General features: G+C 59.0%; 21 protein-coding genes. 19 read left to right on the top strand and 2 right to left on the bottom strand.

Going from position 1 to position 22,895, the window contains the following annotated elements; all coding sequences use genetic code 11:
• Positions 1 to 172 precede the first annotated feature (172 nt).
• The 4 genes from DM374_RS23075 to DM374_RS23060 all read left to right on the top strand — a co-directional run bounded on the left by DM374_RS23075 (position 173) and on the right by DM374_RS23060 (position 3,226).
• On the top strand, positions 173 to 1,618 hold the full coding sequence (locus DM374_RS23075; RefSeq protein WP_095157086.1) for an aminotransferase-like domain-containing protein: 1,446 nt from the start codon (positions 173 to 175) through the stop codon (positions 1,616 to 1,618).
• 69 nt (positions 1,619 to 1,687) lie between these two features.
• Positions 1,688 to 2,212 (top strand): translation initiation factor 2, encoded by a 525-nt coding sequence (locus tag DM374_RS23070; RefSeq protein ID WP_110971958.1) that lies wholly within the window; start codon positions 1,688 to 1,690, stop codon positions 2,210 to 2,212.
• Between the two features lie 121 nt (positions 2,213 to 2,333).
• On the top strand, positions 2,334 to 2,588 hold the full coding sequence (locus tag DM374_RS23065) for a YkgJ family cysteine cluster protein (RefSeq protein WP_095157087.1): 255 nt from the start codon (positions 2,334 to 2,336) through the stop codon (positions 2,586 to 2,588).
• Positions 2,589 to 2,623: 35 nt separating this feature from the next.
• On the top strand, positions 2,624 to 3,226 hold the full coding sequence (locus DM374_RS23060; RefSeq protein WP_110971957.1) for an START domain-containing protein: 603 nt from the start codon (positions 2,624 to 2,626) through the stop codon (positions 3,224 to 3,226).
• A gap of 108 nt (positions 3,227 to 3,334) precedes the next feature.
• Here DM374_RS23060 and gltA read toward each other — a convergent pair whose 3' ends face one another.
• Entirely contained in the window at positions 3,335 to 4,624 is a 1,290-nt protein-coding gene (gltA, locus tag DM374_RS23055) for a citrate synthase (RefSeq protein ID WP_095157089.1), read from the bottom strand.
• Between the two features lie 351 nt (positions 4,625 to 4,975).
• Here gltA and sdhC point away from each other — a divergent pair, with 351 nt between their 5' ends.
• The 12 genes from sdhC to DM374_RS22995 all read left to right on the top strand — a co-directional run bounded on the left by sdhC (position 4,976) and on the right by DM374_RS22995 (position 19,400).
• On the top strand, positions 4,976 to 5,362 hold the full coding sequence (gene sdhC / locus DM374_RS23050; protein WP_170946391.1) for a succinate dehydrogenase, cytochrome b556 subunit: 387 nt from the start codon (positions 4,976 to 4,978) through the stop codon (positions 5,360 to 5,362).
• Entirely contained in the window at positions 5,356 to 5,724 is a 369-nt protein-coding gene (sdhD, locus tag DM374_RS23045; RefSeq protein ID WP_009396297.1) for a succinate dehydrogenase, hydrophobic membrane anchor protein, read from the top strand. The genes sdhC and sdhD overlap by 7 nt, the downstream gene beginning before the upstream one ends.
• 3 nt (positions 5,725 to 5,727) lie before the next feature.
• Positions 5,728 to 7,500, top strand: a complete 1,773-nt coding sequence (gene sdhA, locus DM374_RS23040; protein ID WP_095157090.1) for a succinate dehydrogenase flavoprotein subunit — start codon at positions 5,728 to 5,730, stop codon at positions 7,498 to 7,500.
• Between the two features lie 11 nt (positions 7,501 to 7,511).
• Positions 7,512 to 8,216: a succinate dehydrogenase iron-sulfur subunit gene (locus DM374_RS23035; RefSeq protein ID WP_095157091.1), complete on the top strand. Its 705-nt coding sequence runs from the start codon at positions 7,512 to 7,514 to the stop codon at positions 8,214 to 8,216.
• A gap of 234 nt (positions 8,217 to 8,450) precedes the next feature.
• The gene (locus tag DM374_RS23030; protein ID WP_110971956.1) at positions 8,451 to 11,282 is read left to right on the top strand and encodes a 2-oxoglutarate dehydrogenase E1 component; all 2,832 of its coding nucleotides are present in this window, start codon (positions 8,451 to 8,453) and stop codon (positions 11,280 to 11,282) included.
• Between the two features lie 42 nt (positions 11,283 to 11,324).
• Positions 11,325 to 12,548 (top strand): 2-oxoglutarate dehydrogenase complex dihydrolipoyllysine-residue succinyltransferase, encoded by a 1,224-nt coding sequence (odhB, locus tag DM374_RS23025; protein WP_095157093.1) that lies wholly within the window; start codon positions 11,325 to 11,327, stop codon positions 12,546 to 12,548.
• A gap of 96 nt (positions 12,549 to 12,644) precedes the next feature.
• Positions 12,645 to 14,081 (top strand): dihydrolipoyl dehydrogenase, encoded by a 1,437-nt coding sequence (gene lpdA / locus DM374_RS23020; RefSeq protein ID WP_095157094.1) that lies wholly within the window; start codon positions 12,645 to 12,647, stop codon positions 14,079 to 14,081.
• Positions 14,082 to 14,256: 175 nt separating this feature from the next.
• A complete protein-coding gene (sucC, locus tag DM374_RS23015) occupies positions 14,257 to 15,423 on the top strand; it encodes an ADP-forming succinate--CoA ligase subunit beta (RefSeq protein WP_038613110.1) in 1,167 nt (388 codons plus the stop codon).
• Positions 15,423 to 16,307, top strand: a complete 885-nt coding sequence (gene sucD, locus DM374_RS23010; RefSeq protein ID WP_003254203.1) for a succinate--CoA ligase subunit alpha — start codon at positions 15,423 to 15,425, stop codon at positions 16,305 to 16,307. Before sucC ends, sucD begins: the two co-directional genes overlap by 1 nt.
• Positions 16,308 to 16,712: 405 nt before the next feature.
• Positions 16,713 to 18,026 carry a branched-chain amino acid transport system II carrier protein gene (gene brnQ, locus DM374_RS23005; protein WP_110971955.1) on the top strand — a complete coding sequence of 438 codons (1,314 nt, stop codon included), beginning with the start codon at positions 16,713 to 16,715 and terminating at the stop codon, positions 18,024 to 18,026.
• A gap of 235 nt (positions 18,027 to 18,261) precedes the next feature.
• Positions 18,262 to 19,002 carry a DUF599 domain-containing protein gene (locus DM374_RS23000; RefSeq protein WP_095157096.1) on the top strand — a complete coding sequence of 247 codons (741 nt, stop codon included), beginning with the start codon at positions 18,262 to 18,264 and terminating at the stop codon, positions 19,000 to 19,002.
• The gene (locus tag DM374_RS22995) at positions 18,999 to 19,400 is read left to right on the top strand and encodes an MAPEG family protein (RefSeq protein ID WP_110971954.1); all 402 of its coding nucleotides are present in this window, start codon (positions 18,999 to 19,001) and stop codon (positions 19,398 to 19,400) included. Before DM374_RS23000 ends, DM374_RS22995 begins: the two co-directional genes overlap by 4 nt.
• 48 nt (positions 19,401 to 19,448) lie before the next feature.
• Here the strand turns inward: DM374_RS22995 and DM374_RS22990 are convergent, their stop codons facing one another.
• The gene (locus DM374_RS22990) at positions 19,449 to 19,745 is read right to left on the bottom strand and encodes a hypothetical protein (RefSeq protein ID WP_095157098.1); all 297 of its coding nucleotides are present in this window, start codon (positions 19,743 to 19,745) and stop codon (positions 19,449 to 19,451) included.
• Between the two features lie 157 nt (positions 19,746 to 19,902).
• Here DM374_RS22990 and DM374_RS22985 point away from each other — a divergent pair, with 157 nt between their 5' ends.
• The 3 genes from DM374_RS22985 to htpG all read left to right on the top strand — a co-directional run bounded on the left by DM374_RS22985 (position 19,903) and on the right by htpG (position 22,851).
• Positions 19,903 to 20,379 carry a PaaI family thioesterase gene (locus DM374_RS22985; protein WP_110971953.1) on the top strand — a complete coding sequence of 159 codons (477 nt, stop codon included), beginning with the start codon at positions 19,903 to 19,905 and terminating at the stop codon, positions 20,377 to 20,379.
• On the top strand, positions 20,376 to 20,837 hold the full coding sequence (locus tag DM374_RS22980; RefSeq protein WP_110971952.1) for a PaaI family thioesterase: 462 nt from the start codon (positions 20,376 to 20,378) through the stop codon (positions 20,835 to 20,837). Before DM374_RS22985 ends, DM374_RS22980 begins: the two co-directional genes overlap by 4 nt.
• Before the next feature lie 109 nt (positions 20,838 to 20,946).
• Positions 20,947 to 22,851: a molecular chaperone HtpG gene (gene htpG, locus DM374_RS22975; RefSeq protein WP_110971951.1), complete on the top strand. Its 1,905-nt coding sequence runs from the start codon at positions 20,947 to 20,949 to the stop codon at positions 22,849 to 22,851.
• The last annotated feature ends 44 nt before the right edge of the window (positions 22,852 to 22,895 follow it).

Genomic DNA, 22,895 nt, shown 5'->3' with positions numbered 1-22,895 from the left:
GGTTTTTTATTAGCAGCAATTTTTTTATGCACTTTCAGCGCTTTGATGCGTCGTCACATAACGGTATTGTCGACGAGTCTGCAATCTGTCCCAGTACACTTGGGAACTGTTCCGGTATTCTGTGCGGGCTTGTACAAGAATAACCAGATTGCCTGCGTGCCGAGAGTGGATCATGACCAACCTGTTGCTTTATCAGCGTATCGCCCAGCAACTCGCCGAAGACATACGGCGTGGTGTCTATCAGCCGGGTGAGCGTGTGCCATCTGTGCGCAAGATGAGCTCACAGTTGAATGTCAGCCATGCAACCGTGCTGCAGGCGTACGCCAACCTGGAAGACCAGGGGCTGATCCGGGCCAGGCCGCAATCGGGATATTACGTTCACCAGACTCCGGCATTGACCGCGTCGACCCCGGATATCGCGCGAGTTGAGCGCCCGGGACTGGTCACTCGCGCCAGCATCATCCAGCAGGTCCTGGACGAAGCGCGCCGGGACGGTGTTTTCCCGTTGGGCGCAGCGGTTCCCCATGTGGATTACCTGCCGGTGCGGGCGCTACATCAGCAATTGGCCAAGGTCACTCGCTTTCAGAGTCCGCGGGCCTTCAGCTATATGTTCAGCCCCGGCTTCGAGCCGCTGCGTCGGCAGATTGCAATTCGCATGCGCGATGCTGGCGTGATTGTCGATCCTTCCGAGATCGTGGTGACTCACGGTTGTGTTGATGCACTGCAGATGTCGCTGCGCGTGCTGACCCGGCCGGGAGACCTGATCGCCGCCGAATCGCCTACCTACTATGGTCTGTTGCAACTGGCTGACCTGCTGGGCTTGAAAGTGATCGAGATCCCCAGTGATCCGTCCACCGGCATCAGCCTGGAAGCCTTGCAACTCGCGGCCAATCAATGGTCCATCAAGGCGCTGGTGCTCACGGCGCGCCTGAGCAACCCATTGGGCGGCACCATTCCGGAAGATCGGCAGAAACAACTGCTGCGCCTGGCCTCGGATTTCAATATCCAGATCATCGAGGACGATATCTACGGCGAGTTGATGTTCGAGCAGGGCAAGAGCAAATCGCTCAAGGCGTTCGATCGGCTGGATCGTGTCATCTACTGTTCGAGTTTTTCCAAGACCCTCTCGCCAGGTGTGCGGATTGGCTGGATGATCGCTGGCAACTACCAGCAGGAGATTCAGCGGCTACAGACGTTCAGCACCCACTCCGCGTGCAGCGTGACGCAGATGGGGGTAGCGGCTTATCTGGAAAACGGTGGCTACGATCGGCACCTGCGCTTCATTCGCCAGGAATATCGCAAGAATCTCAGTGCCTATCAGTTGGCGGTTCAGCAGTACTTCCCGGAAGGCACGCAGATGACTCGGCCCACGGGTGGTTTCATTCTGTGGGTCAGCCTGCCAGGGCGGGTCAATACTCAGGAGCTGCACGTGCGTGCGCTGCAGCAGGGCATCAGTATCGCGCCGGGGCTGATCTTCAGTAACACTGAGCAGTTCAATCACTGCATTCGCCTCAATTGCGGTATTCCGTGGAATCGAGAGGCGGAGCGGGTGTTGATGACGTTGGGGATGCTGGCCAATCAGCTGTGTCAGGAAACTGCAAATAATGGCTATCTGTAGCTGACGGACTTGTCAGGCGCGCTTGGAACGCGGAGCATAGCGGCTTTCATGGAGTGCTTGTTGTTGTCTATGACTGTATTACGGCGTGGCGGATTGGTATTGCTTGGGCTGCTCGCGGTATCGCTGATTGACTCCGCGATGGCCGCGACTGCTCCTCAGTCCGTATTGCTGGCCGAAGCAAAGCCTCAAGAGCAGAAACCCAGCACTGTCAGCCAGAAGAAAAAGCCCGCGCAGCCGGCGGCAAAAGCCCAGCCCGCAGTCCGGCAGAAGGCTGCACCTGCGAAAAAGGTGCCGGCCAGAGCCAGCAAGACCGCTAGCCGAAAAAAGGCGGATGCGATCGCTGCGCCGCTGCCCAAAGCCAAACTCGATCTGACCTTGCCACCTGACATGGTCAAGGAAATGAAGTCTGTCGAGCAGATTGAGGCGGAAGTGCGCAAGCCGCTGCTGCCTTCGATGTTCGGGGAAAAGCCTGCGGTTGAAAGTCCATTCCAGCTCAACGGGCGCTTGCTGAGCAACGAAATGCAATTGCAGTTGCGCAACGATAGCCGCCAGGACATCGAAGGCGCTGCGATCGATTTCGAATTCAAGCAATAGCGTCAAAACGAGAACCGCCCAGTCAGCAATATTTCATTTGGCCGGTAATTTCAAACGGTTGTTTTAGTCGTTACTATCCTTCCTATCTGCATCATTTGCTCTTTCCGAGGTCTACCACGTCATGAAGTGCCGCGAAGGCTGTGGCGCCTGCTGCATAGCTCCGTCGATCAGTTCGTTCATTCCTGGAATGCCTGATGGCAAGCCGGCTGGCGAACGCTGTATTCATCTGTCTGCCATCAATCTGTGTGACCTGTTCGGCAAGCCGGAAAGGCCGGCAGTCTGTTCGGGCTTCAAGGCGGACACAGAGGTATGCGGCAGTGACCGTGACGAGGCTATCAAGCTAATCGGCTGGTGGGAGCAAATGACGGCGGCCTGAATGCTGGATCACCGACCAATAAGGAAAACAACCGGATGAGATCGTTCAAGCGTGTAGCGGTAATCGTAGGTTTGAGTGCGTTGTCGACTTTGGCTTTCGCTGAGCAATGGGAAGATGTCAAGACTGAGGACGGTATCACGGTCTCCCTCAGCGAGGTGAAGGGCTCCGATTACAAGGCCTACCGTGGCGTAGTCCTGATCAACGCGCCCGTGGCGAAAATTCGGGCGCTGCAGGAGGACGTTGCCGGTTCCTGTGCGTGGATTCACGAGTGCAAATTGCAGAAGCTGCTCAAGCACGAAGGCGACCAGAGCTGGACCTACGCACAGTTCAACACGCCATGGCCGGTGGCGCCGCGCGATTCCGTGTTGCATGTGACGACTATCCAGGGCGCTGATGGCAGTGTGACGCGCAAAATCGAAGGCGTGCCCACCTATCTGCCGGAAGAAAAAGGCTTCGTGCGGGTGGCGGCTGCCGATGGCTACTGGAAACTGGTTCCGAAAGGCGATGCCACCGAAGTGACGTATCAGTTGCACACCAACCCGGGCGGCAGCGTGCCTTCCATGGTCGCGAACAAGTTCGTCGTGGATGCACCCTTCAATACGCTCAAGGCATTGAAAGAGAAAGCTGAAAAGCCCTGATGTGAGCATTACAGTTATCGAGACGTGTAACGTTATCGATAACTGTACGTTTCAAGGGCAATAAAAAAGGCTGCCATCAGGCAGCCTTTTTTTGCGTTCGGCCGAAGCTTACTTGCGGTCTTCCAGCTTGATCAGGTCGCGGGACTCGTAGCCGGTGTACAGCTGGCGAGGACGGCCGATCTTGTAAGGGCTGGAGAGCATTTCTTTCCAGTGCGAGATCCAGCCGACGGTACGCGCCAGGGCGAAGATCACGGTGAACATGCTGGTTGGAATGCCGATTGCCTTCAGGATGATGCCCGAGTAGAAGTCGACGTTCGGGTACAGCGAGCGCTCGATGAAGTAAGGATCGGTAAGGGCGATCTCTTCCAGGCGCATGGCCAGTTCGAGCTGCGGATCGTTGGTGATGCCCAGCTCGCGCAGGACTTCGTCGCAGGTCTGCTTCATCACGGTGGCGCGCGGGTCGCGGTTCTTGTAAACGCGGTGACCGAAGCCCATGAGTTTGAACGGGTCGTTCTTGTCCTTTGCCTTGGCGATGAATTTGTCGATGTTCGAAACATCGCCGATTTCATCCAGCATGGTCAGTACGGCTTCGTTCGCACCGCCGTGGGCAGGGCCCCACAGTGCGGCGATACCGGCGGCGATACAGGCGAACGGGTTGGCACCCGACGAGCCGGCCAGGCGCACGGTGGAGGTGGAAGCATTCTGTTCGTGGTCGGCGTGGAGGATGAAGATCCGGTCCATTGCCTTGGCCAGTACCGGGCTGATCGGTTTGATCTCGCACGGGGTGTTGAACATCATGTGCAGGAAGTTCTCGGCATACGACAGGTCGTTGCGCGGGTACATCATGGGCTGGCCCATGGAGTACTTGTAGACCATCGCGGCCAGGGTCGGCATCTTGGCGACCAGGCGAACGGCAGAGATTTCCCGGTGCTGCGGGTTATTGATGTCCAGCGAGTCATGGTAGAACGCCGACAGGGCGCCAACCACGCCGCACATGACGGCCATCGGGTGGGCGTCGCGGCGGAAGCCGTTGAAGAAGGACTTCAACTGCTCATGCACCATGGTGTGGTTCTTCACGGTGCTGACGAACTGAGCCTTCTGCTCGGCATTCGGCAGTTCGCCGTTGAGCAGCAGGTAGCAGGTTTCGAGGTAGTCGGATTGCTGGGCGAGCTGTTCGATCGGGTAGCCGCGATGCAGCAGGATGCCCTTGTCGCCATCAATGTAGGTGATCTTCGACTCGCAAGATGCGGTCGCCATGAAACCAGGGTCGAAAGTGAAGTGACCCGTGGCCCCCAACCCTCTGACGTCGATAACATCTGGACCAACGGTGCCGGTTAAAATGGGCAGCTCGACGGGGGCTGCGCCCTCGATGATCAACTGCGCTTTTTTGTCAGCCATGTGGCCTCCTATTAATGCTTGAAATCATCTGACAGACCCCCCACGCAGGGCCCGCACCACTATAGTGAGATAAATTCGAATGTCAATTTGCCTAAAGCACGGTTGTAATGGGCCTTAGGCCCTGTTTTTCCTCGAAATTGGCGCCCATTTACGCCTTTTGTTCGGTAAAGGCAATGCGCTATTTGGGCTAGCCCTTCACGTTGTCATTAGTAGCCTAACTGTCTATACTCGGCACCCGACCGCCAGGGGCTTTCTTGCCCGTCTCACTGGGGGTCGCCGCTCCCTGGGTGGTGGGTACCTGACCAGTACACTTACCAACAACTTTGCCCTGATTGCTAGGGGCTCTTCAGTGTGAAAAAAGCCGTGAAAAGCCAACGACCTGTAAACCTAGACCTAAGGACCATCAAACTCCCGATCACCGCTTACACGTCCATTCTCCACCGCATCTCCGGCGTTATTCTGTTCCTGGGCCTGGCCATCATGCTTTATGCATTGGGCAAATCCCTGGGTTCCGAAGAAGGCTTTGGTGAGGTGAAGGCGTGTCTGACCAGTCCGCTGGCCAAGTTCGTGTTCTGGGGCCTGCTGTCCGCCTTGCTGTATCACCTGGTGGCCGGTGTGCGCCATCTGATCATGGACATGGGCATCGGTGAGACGCTGGAAGGCGGCAAACTGGGCTCGAAAATTGTCATCGTCATCTCCGTGGTGGTGATCGTTCTGGCGGGAGTTTGGATATGGTAACCAACGTCACGAACCTTTCGCGTTCGGGCCTCTATGACTGGATGGCGCAGCGCGTTTCTGCGGTCGTTCTCGCGGCTTACTTCATTTTCCTGATCGGCTACCTGGTGGCGCACCCTGGCATCGAATATGCCCAGTGGCACGCCCTGTTCTCCAATAACGCGATGCGTATCTTCAGCTTGCTGGCACTGGTTGCCCTGGGCGCTCACGCCTGGGTCGGCATGTGGACCATTGCAACCGACTACCTGACGCCAATGGCGTTCGGCAAGTCGGCTACAGCGATACGTTTCCTGTTCCAGGCAGTATGTGGTGTCGCGATGTTCGCGTACTTCGTCTGGGGTGTGCAGATTCTCTGGGGTATCTGATTCATGGCTATCATTCCAACGATTTCTTTCGACGCCATCATTGTTGGTGGCGGCGGTGCCGGCATGCGCGCTGCGCTGCAACTGGCCCAGGGCGGTCACAAGACGGCCGTGATCACCAAGGTGTTCCCGACCCGTTCACACACTGTATCGGCTCAGGGTGGCATCACCTGCGCAATCGCTTCGGCTGACCCGAACGATGACTGGCGCTGGCATATGTACGATACCGTCAAGGGTTCCGACTACATCGGTGACCAGGACGCTATCGAATATATGTGCCAGGAAGGTCCTGCTGCGGTATTTGAACTGGACCACATGGGTCTGCCGTTCTCCCGTACCGAAACCGGCCGTATCTACCAGCGTCCGTTCGGCGGTCAGTCCAAGGACTTCGGTAAAGGTGGCCAGGCCGCCCGTACCTGCGCCGCTTCCGACCGTACCGGTCACGCGCTGCTGCACACCCTGTACCAGGGCAACCTGAAAGCAGGCACCACCTTCCTGAACGAGTACTACGCTGTTGACCTGGTGAAAAACCAGGACGGCGCGTTCGTCGGTGTGATCGCAATCTGCATCGAAACCGGCGAAACCCAGTACATCCGTGCCAAGGCAACGGTACTGGCTACCGGCGGTGCGGGTCGTATCTACTCGTCGACCACCAACGCCCTGATCAACACCGGTGACGGCGTTGGCATGGCACTGCGTGCTGGCGTTCCGGTGCAAGACATCGAAATGTGGCAGTTCCACCCAACCGGCATCGCCGGCGCAGGTGTACTGGTCACCGAAGGTTGCCGCGGTGAAGGCGGTTACCTGATCAACAAGCACGGCGAGCGTTTCATGGAGCGCTACGCGCCAAACGCCAAGGACCTTGCTGGTCGTGACGTTGTGGCCCGTTCCATGGTCAAGGAAATCATCGCCGGTAACGGCTGTGGCCCTAACGGCGACCACGTGATGCTGAAGCTCGACCACCTCGGTGAAGAAGTTCTGCACAGCCGCCTGCCAGGCATCTGTGAGCTGTCCAAGACCTTCGCTCACGTTGACCCGGTCGTTGCCCCGGTTCCAGTCGTTCCAACCTGCCACTACATGATGGGTGGTGTTGCCACCAACATTCATGGTCAGGCCATGACCCAGGATGCCGATGGTGTGGACCACATCATCCCAGGTCTGTTCGCCGTAGGTGAAGTGGCGTGCGTATCGGTTCACGGTGCCAACCGTCTGGGCGGCAACTCGCTGCTCGACCTGGTGGTCTTCGGTCGCGCTGCCGGCCTGCACCTGGAAAAAGCGCTGACTGACGGTATCGAATACCGCGACGCCAGCGACACCGATATCGAAGTTGCCCTGAACCGTCTGAACAAGCTCAACGAGCGTACTTCTGGCGAAGACGTTGCAACCCTGCGTCGCGAGCTGCAGAGCTGCATGCAGAACTACTTCGGTGTGTTCCGTACCGGCGAATACATGCAGAAGGGTATCGAGCAACTGGCTGGCCTGCGCGAGCGTATCGCCAACGTCAAGATCAGCGACAAGTCCCAGGCCTTCAACACCGCGCGTATCGAAGCGCTGGAGCTGCAGAACCTGCTGGAAGTTGCCGAAGCAACCGCCATCGCGGCCGAAGTTCGTAAAGAGTCCCGCGGCGCTCACGCCCGTGAAGACTACGAAGACCGTGACGACGAAAACTGGCTGTGCCACACCCTGTACTTCCCAGGTGAGAAGCGGGTTGCCAAACGTGCAGTCAACTTCGCGCCGAAGACCGTACCGGCGTTCGAACCAAAAGTCCGGACTTACTAAGGGTGGCCGCTATGTTGCAAGTCGAAGTTTATCGTTACAACCCGGACACCGACTCGGCACCTAAAACCCAGGTGTTCCAGGTCGATACCGGTGGCAAGGACCTGATGGTGCTTGACGTACTGGCACTGATCAAGGAGCAGGACGAGGGCTTCTCCTATCGTCGCTCCTGCCGTGAAGGCGTTTGCGGTTCCGACGGCATGAACATCAACGGCAAAAACGGCCTGGCGTGCATCACGCCACTGTCCGCTGTCGTAAAAGGTAACAAGTTGGTCGTGCGTCCGCTGCCTGGTTTGCCGGTTATCCGTGACCTGGTCGTCGACATGAGCATCTTCTACAAGCAGTACGAGAAGGTGAAGCCATTCCTGCAGAACGATACGCCGGCTCCGGCCATCGAGCGTCTGCAGTCGCCGGAAGAACGCGAAAAGCTGGACGGTCTGTACGAGTGCATCCTGTGCGCTTGCTGCTCGACTTCCTGCCCGTCGTTCTGGTGGAACCCGGACAAGTTCCTGGGTCCAGCCGCTCTGCTGCAAGCTTATCGCTTCCTGGCCGACAGCCGTGACACCAAAACCCAGGAGCGCCTGGCGTCCCTGGATGACCCGTTCAGCGTATTCCGCTGCCGCGGGATCATGAACTGCGTAAACGTTTGCCCGAAAGGTCTGAACCCGACCAAGGCAATCGGCCACGTTCGTAACATGCTGCTGCAAAGCGGCACCTGATTCAAAAAGTGTTGTAGCCGTAGTACGCCAAGGTGCGGGCATCAGCCCGCACCGAGGTGAAACCCGAGCGAGGGTCAAAAGCCCGAGCTTGACCTATGAAGATATGAGACCAGCAGGGGCATCCGGGCTGGTACCCGGTAAATCTGCGGGATCCTTGGTGGCTTGGTTTGCTGACGTGATTCCAGGCTTTCGTGGTTCTTGCCGATCGAGGCCCCTAACCGAGGGTGACCAAGCATGCAAGAAAGCGTGATGCAGCGCATGTGGAACAGCGCCCACCTTTCAGGTGGTAATGCTGCATATGTGGAAGAGCTCTATGAGCTCTACCTGCACGACCCTAACGCTGTGCCAGAAGAGTGGCGCACCTACTTCCAGAAGTTGCCCGCTGAAGGCAGCACTGCTACCGATGTATCGCATTCTACAATCCGCGACCATTTCGTACTGCTGGCGAAGAACCAGCGCCGCGCCCAACCGGTGTCTGCCGGTAGCGTGAGCAGCGAGCACGAGAAGAAGCAGGTTGAAGTGCTGCGTCTGATCCAGGCCTACCGTATGCGCGGCCACCAAGCGGCCAAGCTCGACCCGTTGGGGTTGTGGCAGCGCCCTGCGCCAGTAGACCTGTCGATCAATCATTACGGCTTGACCAATGCCGATCTTGATACGACCTTCCGTGCCGGCGACCTGTTCATCGGCAAAGAGGAAGCGAGCCTACGCGAAATCTTCGACGCTTTGCAGCAGACATATTGCCGCACCATTGGCGCCGAGTTCACCCACATCGTCGACTCCGAGCAGCGCAGCTGGTTCCAGCAGCGTCTCGAGAGCGTGCGTGGCCGTCCGGCATTCTCCGCCGACATCCAGAGCCACCTGCTCGAGCGCGTCACTGCCGCCGAAGGTCTGGAAAAGTACCTGGGCACCAAGTACCCGGGCACCAAGCGTTTCGGTCTGGAAGGTGGCGAAAGCCTGATTCCGATGCTGGACGAACTGATCCAGCGTTCCGGCTCCTACGGCACCAAGGAAATCGTGATCGGCATGGCCCACCGTGGCCGTCTGAACGTGCTGGTCAACACCTTCGGCAAGAACCCGCGCGAGCTGTTCGACGAGTTCGAAGGCAAGAAGAAGGTCGAGCTGGGCTCCGGTGACGTGAAGTATCACCAGGGCTTCTCGTCCAACGTGATGACCGCAGGTGGCGAAGTCCACCTGGCAATGGCCTTCAACCCGTCCCACCTGGAAATCGTCTCGCCAGTAGTGGAAGGTTCGGTCCGTGCCCGTCAGGACCGCCGCAACGATACCGTTGGCGACAAGGTTCTGCCGATTTCCCTCCACGGTGATGCCGCGTTCGCGGGGCAGGGCGTGGTCATGGAAACCTTCCAGATGTCGCAGACCCGCGGTTTCAAGACCGGCGGTACCGTGCACATCGTGATCAACAACCAGGTTGGTTTCACCATCAGCAACCCGCTGGACTCCCGTTCCACCGAGTACTGCACCGACGTCGCCAAGATGATTCAGGCGCCGATCCTGCACGTGAACGGTGATGACCCGGAAGCGGTGCTGTTCGTGACCCAGCTGGCGGTCGATTACCGCATGCAGTTCAAGCGTGACGTGGTCATCGACCTGGTCTGCTACCGTCGTCGCGGCCACAACGAGGCCGACGAGCCGAACGGCACCCAGCCGCTGATGTACCAACAGATCGCCAAGCAGCGCACTACCCGTGAACTGTACGCCGACAGCCTGATCCAGGCCGGTCGTCTGGACAGCGATCGTGTCCAGGCCAAGGTCGATGAGTACCGCAGCGCGCTGGACAACGGTCTGCACGTGGTCAAGAGCCTGGTCAAAGAGCCGAACAAAGAGCTGTTCGTCGACTGGCGTCCGTACCTGGGCCATGCCTGGACTGCGCGTCACGACACCCGTTTCGACCTCAAGACCCTGCAGGAACTGTCGGCCAAGCTGCTCGAGCTGCCGGAAGGCTTCCTGGTCCAGCGTCAGGTTTCGAAGATCTACGAAGACCGCCAGAAGATGCAGGCCGGTGGCTTGCCGATCAACTGGGGCTACGCCGAAACCATGGCTTACGCGACCCTGCTGTTCGAAGGCCATCCTGTGCGCATCACTGGTCAGGACGTAGGTCGTGGCACCTTCTCGCACCGCCATGCGGCGCTGCACAACCAGAAGGACGCCGGCACCTACCTGCCGCTGCAGAACCTGTTTGCCGGTCAGCCGAAATTCGACCTGTACGACTCCTTCCTTTCGGAAGAAGCGGTACTGGCCTTCGAATACGGTTACTCGACTACCACGCCTGAGGCGCTGGTGATCTGGGAAGCCCAGTTCGGTGACTTCGCCAACGGCGCGCAAGTGGTCGTCGACCAGTTCATCACCAGCGGCGAGCACAAGTGGGGCCGTCTGTGCGGTCTGACCATGCTGCTGCCACACGGTTATGAAGGTCAGGGCCCTGAGCACTCCTCGGCACGTCTTGAGCGTTACCTGCAACTGTGCGCCGAGCACAACGTTCAGGTGTGCGTACCGACCACCCCGGCGCAGATCTACCATCTGCTGCGTCGCCAGGTCATTCGTCCGCTGCGCAAACCGTTGATCGTACTGACGCCGAAGTCGCTGCTGCGCCACAAGCTGGCCATCTCGACCCTGGAAGATCTGGCCGAAGGCTCGTTCCAGACCGTGATCCCGGAAATCGATACCCTCGATCCGAAAAAGGTCACTCGCCTGGTCCTGTGCAGCGGCAAGGTTTACTACGATCTGCTGGAAAAACGCCGTGCCGAAGGTCGTGAAGACATCGCCATCGTGCGTATCGAGCAACTGTATCCGTTCCCTGAAGACGATCTGGTTGAAATCCTCGCGCCATACACCGAACTGAAGAACGTGGTGTGGTGTCAGGAAGAACCGATGAACCAGGGCGCCTGGTACAGCAGCCAACACCACATGCGCCGTATCCTCGGTCGTCACAACAAGGCGCTGGTCCTTGAGTACGCCGGTCGTGATGCGTCCGCGGCTCCAGCCTGTGGTTACGCTTCGATGCACGCCGAGCAGCAGGAAAAACTGCTGCAAGATGCTTTCACTGTTTAATGCCATCGCGCACTAGAAACCGAATTTAAGGAACCACTGATAATGGCTATCGAGATCAAAGCCCCTACTTTCCCGGAATCGGTTGCCGATGGCACCGTTGCCACCTGGCACAAGAAACCGGGCGAAGCCGTCAAGCGTGACGAACTGATCGTCGACATCGAGACCGACAAGGTCGTCCTGGAAGTACTGGCCACCGCTGATGGCGTCTTGGGCGCAATCGTCAAGAACGAAGGCGACACCGTTCTGTCCGACGAAGTTCTGGGTTCGATCGAAGCCGGTGGCGCTGCCGCCGCTCCTGCCGCCGCTGCTCAAGCTGCCGCGCCTGCCCAGGCCGCTGCTGCCGACGCTGGCGAAGATGATCCGATCGCTGCTCCAGCCGCGCGCAAGCTGGCTGAAGAAAACGGCATCGACCTGGCTAGCGTTGCAGGTACCGGTAAAGGCGGTCGCGTGACCAAGGAAGACGTCGTGGCTGCTGTTGCCGCCAAGAAGTCCGCTCCAGCCGCCGCGCCTGCTGCCAAGCCGGCCGCTGCTGCTGCCGCTGCTCCTGTTGTCGCCACCGGCGACCGCACCGAGAAGCGCGTTCCGATGACCCGTCTGCGTGCCAAGGTTGCCGAGCGTCTGGTCGAAGCACAGTCGAACATGGCCATGCTGACCACCTTCAACGAAGTCGACATGACCGAAGTCATGGCTCTGCGTTCGAAGTACAAGGACCTGTTCGAGAAGTCCCACAACGGCGTACGCCTGGGCTTCATGTCGTTCTTCGTCAAGGCCGCCACCGAAGCGCTGAAGCGTTTCCCGGCAGTCAACGCGTCGATCGACGGCAGCGACATCGTCTACCACGGTTACGCTGACGTCGGTGTTGCTGTCTCCAGCGACCGTGGCCTGGTGGTACCGGTTCTGCGTAACGCCGAACTGATGAGCCTGGCCGAGATCGAGAACGGCATCGCCACCTTCGGCAAGAAGGCCCGTGACGGCAAGCTGTCCATCGACGAGATGACCGGCGGCACCTTCACCATCACCAACGGCGGTACTTTCGGTTCGATGATGTCGACCCCGATCGTCAACCCGCCGCAAGCCGCCATTCTGGGCATGCACAACATCATCCAGCGTCCTATGGCCATCAATGGCCAGGTCGTGATCCGTCCGATGATGTACCTGGCGCTGTCCTACGATCACCGCCTGATCGACGGTAAAGAAGCTGTGACTTTCCTGGTGACCATCAAGAACCTGCTGGAAGACCCGGCGCGTCTGCTGCTGGATATCTAAACACGCAGTTGCAAGCTACAGGCGGCGAGCTTCGAAACAGAAGCCGCTCGCCTTGTAGCTTGTGGCTTGCTGCTTGTAGCTATAAAGGAATCTTTTATGAGCCAGAAGTTCGACGTAGTAGTAATTGGTGCAGGTCCTGGCGGCTACGTGGCCGCTATCAAGGCCGCGCAACTGGGCCTGAAGACCGCTTGCATCGAGAAGTACACCGATGGCGAGGGCAAACTGGCCCTGGGCGGCACCTGCCTGAACGTTGGCTGCATTCCATCCAAGGCGCTGCTGGACAGCTCCTGGAAGTACAAGGAAGCGAAAGAGAGCTTCAACGTCCACGGTATCTCCACCGGTGAAGTCAAAATGGACGTCGCCGCGATGGTTGGCCGCAAGGCCGGTATCGTCAAGAACCTGACCGGTGGCGTTGCCACCCTGTTCAAGGCCAACGGCGTTACTTCGATCCAGGGCCACGGCAAGCTGCTGGCTGGCAAGAAGGTCGAAGTCACCAAGGCTGACGGTACTACCGAAGTCATCGAAGCCGAAAACGTGATCCTGGCGTCCGGCTCCCGTCCGATCGACATTCCGCCAGCTCCGGTTGACCAGAACGTTATCGTCGACTCCACTGGCGCCCTGGAATTCCAGGCCGTGCCGAAGCGCCTGGGCGTTATCGGTGCCGGTGTCATCGGTCTGGAACTGGGCTCGGTCTGGGCTCGCCTGGGCGCGGAAGTTACCGTCCTGGAAGCTCTGGACACCTTCCTGATGGCTGCTGACGCCGCCGTCTCCAAGGAAGCGCTGAAAACCCTGACCAAACAAGGTCTGGACATCAAGCTGGGCGCCCGCGTAACCGGTTCCAAGGTCAACGGCGAAGAAGTCGAAGTGACCTACACCGACGCCAACGGCGAACAGAAAATCACCTTCGACAAACTGATCGTTGCGGTCGGCCGTCGTCCGGTGACCACCGATCTGCTGGCTGCCGACAGCGGCGTGACCATCGACGAGCGCGGTTTCGTCTTCGTCGACGATCACTGCGCTACCAGCGTTCCTGGCGTTTTCGCCATCGGTGACGTGGTTCGCGGCATGATGCTGGCGCACAAGGCCTCGGAAGAGGGCATCATGGTCGTCGAGCGCATCAAGGGCCACAAAGCCCAGATGAACTACGACCTGATCCCGTCGGTTATCTACACCCACCCGGAAATTGCATGGGTCGGCAAAACCGAGCAAACCTTGAAGGCTGAAGGCGTTGAGGTTAACGTGGGCACCTTCCCGTTCGCGGCCAGTGGCCGTGCAATGGCCGCAAACGACACCGGTGGTTTCGTCAAGGTCATCGCCGATGCCAAGACCGACCGCGTCCTGGGTGTACACGTGATTGGCCCAAGCGCTGCCGAACTGGTTCAGCAGGGTGCAATCGCAATGGAATTCGGCACCAGTGCCGAAGACCTGGGCATGATGGTCTTCTCCCATCCGACCCTGTCCGAAGCGCTGCATGAAGCCGCGCTGGCTGTGAATGGCGGTGCCATCCACGTAGCCAACCGTAAAAAGCGTTAACTATAAGAAAACCACGGCGGGCGGCCCGTCGTGAGTCTTGCGTGCATGACTCACCGCGGAAAGTCCGCCGGACTCGAACTCCCGGAGCATACCGGGAGCAAGCGGTCACAGGTGGCGCGGCACTCCAGTGGAGCGCAGCGCCGAAGCGCAGTACCTAACGAAGACGGTAAAAAGCATGAATCTTCACGAGTATCAGGGTAAGCAGCTGTTCGCTGAATACGGCCTGCCAGTTTCCAAGGGTTTCGCAGTCGACACCCCTGAAGCAGCAGCAGAAGCCTGCGAAAAAATCGGTGGCACCGAGTGGGTTGTCAAAGCCCAGGTTCACGCCGGTGGTCGCGGTAAAGCAGGCGGCGTCAAGCTGGTTCGCAGCAAGGAAGACGCCAAGGCGTTCGCTGCGCAATGGTTGGGCAAGCGTCTGGTGACTTACCAGACCGACGCCAACGGTCAGCCAGTGACCAAGATCCTGGTCGAATCCTGCACTGACATCGCCAAAGAGCTGTATCTGGGCGCTGTAGTCGATCGTTCGAGCCGCCGTATCGTGTTCATGGCCTCCACCGAAGGTGGCGTGGACATCGAGAAAGTCGCTCACGACACTCCCGAGAAGATCATCAAGGCTACTATCGATCCACTGGTCGGCGCTCAGCCGTTCCAGGGTCGTGAACTGGCTTTCCAGCTGGGTCTGGAAGGCAAGCAAGTTGCTCAGTTCGCCAAGATTTTCGTAGGCCTGGCCAAGCTGTTCAAAGAACACGATCTGGCCCTGCTGGAAGTCAACCCGCTGGTGATCAAGGCTGACGGCGATCTGCATTGCCTGGACGCCAAGATCAACATCGACGCCAACGCCATGTACCGTCAGCCTAAGCTGAAAACCTTCCACGACCCGTCCCAGGACGATCCTCGTGAAGCCCACGCTGCCAGCTTCGAGCTGAACTACGTGGCGCTGGAAGGCAACATCGGTTGCATGGTCAACGGTGCTGGCCTGGCCATGGGTACCATGGACATCGTCAACCTGCACGGCGGTAAGCCAGCCAACTTCCTCGACGTGGGCGGCGGTGCTACCAAGGAACGCGTTACCGAAGCGTTCAAGATCATTCTGTCCGACAGCAATGTCGCGGCCGTTCTGGTCAACATCTTCGGCGGCATCGTTCGTTGCGACATGATTGCCGAAGGCATCATCGGTGCAGTGAAAGAAGTTGGCGTCAAGGTACCGGTTGTTGTTCGTCTGGAAGGCAACAACGCTGAACTGGGCGCTAAAGTACTGGCAGAAAGCGGTTTGAACATCATTGCGGCCACCAGCCTGACCGACGCTGCTCAACAAGTTGTCAAAGCTGCGGAGGGCAAGTAATGAGCGTCCTGATCAATAAAGACACCAAAGTTATCTGCCAGGGCTTCACCGGCTCGCAAGGTACCTTCCACTCCGAACAAGCCATCGCCTACGGCACCAAGATGGTCGGCGGCGTTACTCCAGGCAAGGGTGGCACCACCCACCTGGGCCTGCCGGTGTTCAACACCGTCAAGGAAGCTGTGGAAGCTACCGGCGCTGACGCTTCGGTCATCTACGTTCCGGCTCCTTTCTGCAAAGACTCGATCCTGGAAGCGGCCTTCGGCGGCATCAAGCTGATCGTCTGCATCACCGAGGGTATCCCTACCCTCGACATGCTGGATGCCAAGGTCAAGTGCGACGAGCTGGGTGTTACCCTGATCGGCCCTAACTGCCCAGGCGTCATCACTCCGGGCGAGTGCAAGATCGGCATCATGCCTGGTCACATCCACTTGCCAGGCAAGGTCGGTATCGTTTCCCGTTCCGGCACCCTGACCTATGAAGCGGTCAAGCAGACCACTGACGCCGGTTTCGGTCAGTCCACCTGTGTTGGTATCGGTGGTGACCCGATCCCAGGCTCGAACTTCATCGACATCCTGAAGCTGTTCCAGGAAGACCCGAAAACCGAAGCCATCGTCATGATCGGCGAAATCGGTGGTTCGGCCGAAGAAGAAGCGGCTGCCTACATCAAGGCACACGTGACCAAGCCAGTGGTTTCCTACATCGCCGGTGTGACTGCCCCAGCGGGCAAGCGCATGGGCCATGCTGGCGCCATCATCTCTGGCGGCAAAGGCACTGCGGACGAGAAGTTCGCTGCTCTGCAGGACGCGGGCGTCAAAACCGTGCGTTCGCTGGCCGACATCGGCAAGGCCCTGGCCGAGCTGACCGGTTGGGAAGCCAAGAAGTAATCCTTCTTCGCTGATGCACCAGGAAAAGGCCACCTTCGGGTGGCTTTTTTCGTTTTAGCTGCAAGCCTCAAGCCTCAAGCGGCAAGCGGCAAGCGGCAAGCGGCAAGTTAAAGCGAGAGCACCGCGCTCTGCTTCTTCTTGCAGCTTGAGGCTTAGCGCTTGCAGCTTTTCGTTTGACTCAGCGCAACCGTTTGCGACATAGAGATTCGCTTATCGGACAAGCCGCCTTGCGGTCGTGCGTCCGCCCGGCAAATTCGTTAACATGCGCACTCTTTTTGTGCCCGCTCCCCAAAAGGGAGCGCCACGCGTTAAAGGTCCGCCTCATCAGGGTGGATAAAACATTTCCCTAATCCAAGGGGAAATCCCTCTCTAAATTCCGATTTCAGTAGTGTGGTATTTCCTTAAATGAAAGTGTTGAAAGGCCAGGACATCCTGGCGCTTGGCTTCATGACGTTCGCGCTGTTCGTCGGGGCCGGCAATATTATTTTCCCGCCAATCGTTGGTTTGCAGTCCGGTCCGAACGTGTGGATGGCGGCCCTGGGCTTCCTGGTCACCGCAGTAGGCCTACCGGTCGTTACCGTTGTCGCGCTGGCCAAGGTCGGTGGCGGCATGGACGCGCTGAGCAGTCCGATCGGCAAGGTGGCCGGTGGTTTGTTGGCGGCCGCTGCGTACCTGGCAGTCGGCCCGCTGTTCGCCACTCCGCGTACCGCCACCGTATCCTTCGAAGTGGGCGTGGCGCCGTTGACCGGCGAAAGCCCGATTGCACTGTTCATCTACAGCCTGGTGTATTTCACCGTCGTGCTGGCGGTGTCGATGTATCCGGGCAAGCTGCTGGATACCGTCGGTCGCTTCCTCGCGCCGCTGAAGATCATCGCCCTGGCGGTGCTTGGCATCGCGGCATTCGCGCTGCCCGCCGGCACCATCGGTGAAGCACAGCCGGCCTACGTGGCGGCGCCGTTCTCGCAGGGGTTCATTCAGGGTTACCTGACCATGGATACCTTGGGCGCACTGGTGTTCGGCATCGTTATCGTCAACGCGATTCGCTCCCGTGGGGTTGAGTCGCCGCGTCTGATCACCCGTTACGCGATCATTGCCGGCCTGATCGCCGGCCTTGGCCTGACCCTGGTGTACGTCAGCCTGTTCCGCCTGGGTGCCGGCAGCCATGACATTGCGGCCAACGCCGGCAATGGCGCGGTGGTTCTGCACGCTTACGTGCAACACACCTTCGGCTCGCTGGGCAGTGGCTTCCTCGCCGTGCTGATCGCGCTGGCGTGCCTGGTGACTGCGGTTGGCCTGACCTGCGCCTGCGCCGAGTACTTCAGCCGTATCCTGCCGCTGTCCTATCGCGCGCTGGTGGTCCTGCTGGCGGCGTTCTCGCTGTTGGTCTCGAACCTCGGCCTGACCAAGCTGATCATGTTCTCCGTGCCAGTGCTCACCGCAATCTATCCGCCGTGCATCGTGCTGGTAGGCCTGAGCTTCTGCAAAGGCATGTGGCATTCGCAAACCCGCATCATGGCGCCTGTCATGGCGGTCTCGCTGCTGTTCGGCGTCATCGACGCCCTCAAGGGCGCGAAGCTGGATGCCTGGATGCCGGCATCGTTTGCTCACCTGCCGCTGAGCGAGCAGGGGCTGGCCTGGCTGGTTCCATGCGTGGCGACCCTGCTCGTCGCCGTGGTCTGCGACCGCATGCTCGGCAAGCCGCGTGAAGTGATTGCCTGACTGAATAGCCAAAGGGCAGGGTAAGGCCACAAGCCATTGATACCCGACCCAGGCGCTTCCAAGAGCCCCGTTTCCTACCCAGGAAGCGGGGCTTTTGCTTTCTGCAGGGCAAGCCTCTTCTTGTCGCTTGCAGCTATAGGCTCGAAGCTGCTTTTTAGTGTCTTTTTTTGTTGGTTGGCGTCGAAACCCGGTCGCTGCACTTTACTGTGCAGGCCAACTTCTTCCGGGAATGTCCATGAGCTTCATTCAAAGCAATCTGATCAATCTTCTGGCTGCCGTCTGGTTCATCGCCTGCTGGGGCGGTTACACCCGTTACGCCACCTGGAAGGGCCGCGACACCGCGTGCCTGGCCAGCGTGATGCACCTGTACCGTGAAGACTGGATGCGCCGCATGCTGCTGCGTGACAACCGGATCGCCGACGCCAGCGTGATCGGCAACCTTGAGCGCAACGCCTCGTTCTTCGCCTCCAGCACCCTGATCATTCTCGCCGGTATTCTCACCGTGCTCGGTTCTTCGGATCGGGCGCTGTCGTTGCTGGCCGACCTGCCATTGGTGCAGCAGGCGTCCCAGAGCATGTCCGAGATCAAGCTGCTGTGCCTGGCCATGGTCTTCGTCTACGCCTTTTTCACCTTCAGTTGGTGCATGCGCCAGTACAACTTCGCGGCAGTGCTGGTGGGCTCGGCGCCCATGATCGGTGAGCGCCAGGTCAGCGAGATGGAGCGCAAGGCCTTCGCTTCGCGGGGCGCCCGGGTCATTTCGATGGCGGCGAACCAATTCAACTTCGGTCTGCGTTCCTATTACTTCGGAATGACCATGCTCAGCTGGTTCATCAGCCCGTGGATGTTCATGGTGATGAGTGCGGGCGTGGTGCTGGTGCTCTACCGCCGGGAGTTTCATTCCGACGTGCTCGACGTGATGGTCTATACCCCTACAGACGTATCATCGTCCGAACCTGGCAAGGAGGCGCTTCCGTGAGTATTCCGTTCTGGTGTGTATTGATCAGTGCCGTGCTGATTTTCGTCGCGCGAATCCCGGTGAGCCGGGCCATGAAAGAGCAGGGCGGCTATGACAACCATCTGCCGCGGGAGCAGCAGGCCCGCTTGACTGGCCTCGGTGCCCGGGCCGTAGCGTCGCACCAGAACAGTTTCGAGGCGTTCATGCTGTTTGCGGTGGGTGTGCTGATGGCGCATACCACGCAGACCCAGGGTTTTCTGATCGATGCACTGGCGATCATCTTTGTTCTGGCGCGGATTATCTATTTGCCGCTGTACTGGTATGACTTTGCCTGGCAACGCTCGCTGGTCTGGAGTGTTGGCCTGATTTGTTCACTCTTGTTGATGTTGAGCCCGACGTTCAGACAGCTTTTGATATGAATAAAAAAACCCGACCTGAGTCGGGTTTTTTTATTCCAGCAAGAACGCTTACTTGGCAGGTTCTGCAGGAGCAGCTGGTGCAGCAGGCGCGGCTTCTGGGGCTGGAGCCGGAGCGGCTGGAGCGGCTTCTTCAGCAGCTTTCTGTTGCGCTTCGGCACTGTCTTTGGCGGCTTCGGCGTTTTCTTTGGCGGCCTCGTTCACTTTATCCTGAGCTTCGTCCATCTTCTGCTGGGCTTGCTCGGCATGTTGTTGGGCGTCTTGAGCCTTGTTCTCGCTGGCTTTATCGCAAGCGGCGAGGCCCAGAGCAGCGGCGAGCATAACGGCATAAGCAAAAGGTTTACGCATGGGGTGTTTCTCCTTGTGGAATAACTTTACTTAAACCATTCGAGTTGTCTCTGCCGGTTTAAGTTCCGCGCACCATACACATATATAAGTTACGGATCCATATAGACTTTTTGCTGGTCTTATGCAGGTCCGCACAAGGGTCGAGGAATAACCAGAAATGAATGAAACGCCGTTGATGGGGCGTGCCAGGCGCTTCCTTTCCGCCTTGCGCCACTGCCAGGTACTGAACATGCAAGTTCAAGCCGCGGACGAAACGGGCATCACGCTGCTGCTGCCTTATTCACCCTCTATTGTTGGCAACCCGCAGACCGGGTCGATCCACGGCGGCGCCATCACCACGCTGATGGACACCGCGCTCGGGATGGCCACGCTGTGCGCCCTGCCTGAATTCGAGGTGTGCCCAACCCTTGACCTGCGTATCGATTACATGAGCCCGGGTGTCGCCGATCAGGATGTGTACGGCCATGCCCATTGCTATCGGGTCAGTCGCGATGTGATCTTCATTCGCGGCACCGCCTACCAGGGCGATCCTGCACAGCCGATCGCCGAAGTCGTCGGTACTTACATGCGCCTGGGCAAGGACATCAAAGGCGGCCTGGGTTTCTCCCGCCAGTTGAAGGAGGGCGCACAATGATCCCGGCTGATATCCACGCTCAACTGCGCGAAGCCCATGCCCGGGGCGATTACTCGCAACTGCTGCAATTCATTCCTTATGCCGGGCTGATCGGTATCGAATGCAGCCGTGACGGCGATGACCTGCTGTTCCGCCTGCCGGCCAATCCGGACAACATCGGCAACCCCTTGCTGCCGGCGATCCACGGCGGCGTGATCGCCGGCTTCATGGAGTTGTCGGCGGCGCTCTATCTGCTGATCTTCAGCGAGAGTGCGAGCGTTCCGAAGATCATCGACTTTTCCATCGACTACCTGCGTGCCGGACATTTTCGCGACACCTATGCGCGCTGCCAGTTGTGGCGCCAAGGGCGGCGGGTCACCAACGTGGCGATTACCGCCTGGCAGACCGATCCAGGCGAGCCGATCGCCACTGCTCGCGCGCACTTCAAGATCAAAGAGCTGACCGCGCCCTTGAAATAGCCGGGGACGTCCCCCATCTGCTGTTCATCCCGCCACGCAAGGCCGGGCGAGTGCTTACGGGCCCGCCAGCCAGCGTGACCAATGCCATCAGATCGGAGTTTTGAAGACCATGAGCGTGGAGTCACAAAAAGAAACCCTGGGCTTCCAGACCGAGGTGAAGCAACTGCTGCACCTCATGATTCACTCGCTGTACTCGAACAAGGAAATCTTCCTCCGGGAACTGATTTCCAACGCCTCCGACGCCGTGGACAAACTGCGCTTCGAAGCGCTGTCCAAGCCTGAACTGCTGGAAGGCGGCGCGGACCTGAAAATTCGCGTCAGCTTCGACAAGGATGCCGGTACCGTTACCCTCGAAGACAACGGCATCGGCATGAGCCGCGAGGACGTGATCGCGCACCTGGGCACCATCGCCAAGTCCGGCACCGCCGACTTCATGAAAAACCTCACCGGCGACCAGAAAAAAGATTCGCACCTGATCGGCCAGTTCGGTGTGGGCTTCTATTCGGCGTTCATCGTCGCTGACAAGGTTGACGTGTTCAGCCGCCGCGCCGGCTTGCCGGCCGCCGAAGGCGTGCACTGGTCGTCGAAGGGCGAGGGTGATTTCGAAGTTGCCACCGTCGAAAAGGCCGAGCGCGGTACCCGCATTGTCCTGCACCTGAAAAAAGACGAGACCGAGTTCGCCGACGGCTGGCGCCTGCGCAACGTCATCAAGAAATACTCCGACCACATCGCCCTGCCGATCGAGCTGCCGAAGCAGGTCGAAGCTGCCGAGGGTGAAGAAGCGCCGGCCGAAGAATGGGAAACCGTCAACCGCGCCAGCGCCCTGTGGACCCGTCCGCGTACCGAGATCAAGGACGAGGAATACCAGGAGTTCTACAAGCACATCGGCCACGATTTCGAGAACCCGCTGGCCTGGAGCCACAATAAGGTCGAAGGCAAGCTGGAATACAACTCGCTGCTGTACGTCCCGGCGCGCGCGCCGTTCGACCTGTACCAGCGCGAAGCGCCACGCGGCCTGAAGCTGTATGTGCAGCGCGTGTTCATCATGGACCAGGCGGAATCCTTCCTGCCGCTGTACCTGCGCTTCATCAAGGGTGTGGTCGATTCCAACGACCTGTCGCTGAACGTCTCCCGTGAAATCCTGCAGAAAGACCCGATCATCGACTCGATGAAGTCGGCGCTGACCAAGCGTGTCCTGGACATGCTGGAGAAGCTGGCGAAGAACGAGCCTGAACAGTACAAGTCGTTCTGGAAGAACTTCGGTCAGGTGCTGAAGGAAGGCCCGGCGGAAGACTTCGCCAACAAGGAGAAGATCGCCGCCCTGCTGCGCTTTGCCTCCACCGGCGACGACAGCGGCGAGCAGAGCGTGTCCCTGGCCGACTACCTGGCGCGCGCCAAGGAAGGTCAGGACAAGATCTACTTCCTCACCGGCGAGTCCTACGCGCAGGTCAAGAACAGCCCGCACCTGGAGGTCTTCCGCAAGAAAGGCATCGAAGTGTTGCTGCTGACCGACCGTATCGATGAGTGGCTGATGAGCTACCTGAGCGATTTCGACGGCAAGGGCTTTGTCGATGTCGCCCGCGGCGATCTGGACCTGGGCAAGCTGGACTCCGAAGAGGACAAGAAAGCCCAGGAAGAAGTTGCCAAGGACAAGGAAGGTCTGGTCGAGCGCCTCAAGGCCGCGCTGGGTGACAGCGTCAGTGAAGTGCGCGTCTCGCACCGCCTGACCGACTCGCCGGCGATCCTGGCCATTGGTGAACAGGACCTGGGCCTGCAAATGCGCCAGATCCTCGAAGCCAGCGGGCAGAAGGTGCCGGATTCCAAGCCGATCTTCGAATTCAACCCGAGCCACCCGCTGATCGAGAAACTGGATAACGAGCAGAGCGAAGACCGTTTCGCCGACTTCTCGCACATCCTCTTCGATCAGGCTGCACTGGCTGCGGGCGATAGCCTGAAAGACCCGGCGGCCTATGTTCGCCGCTTGAACAAACTGCTGGTCGAACTCTCGGTTTGATCTAGTGTTGGAAAAGCCCGCTTCGGCGTAATGTCAGTCAGTTA

This window comes from Pseudomonas huaxiensis, from assembly GCF_003231275.1.
Classification (GTDB): Bacteria; Pseudomonadota; Gammaproteobacteria; order Pseudomonadales; family Pseudomonadaceae; genus Aquipseudomonas; species Aquipseudomonas huaxiensis.
The sequence above is the reverse complement of the archived record's forward strand: the minus strand, read 5'-3'. Positions and strand labels throughout refer to the sequence as shown.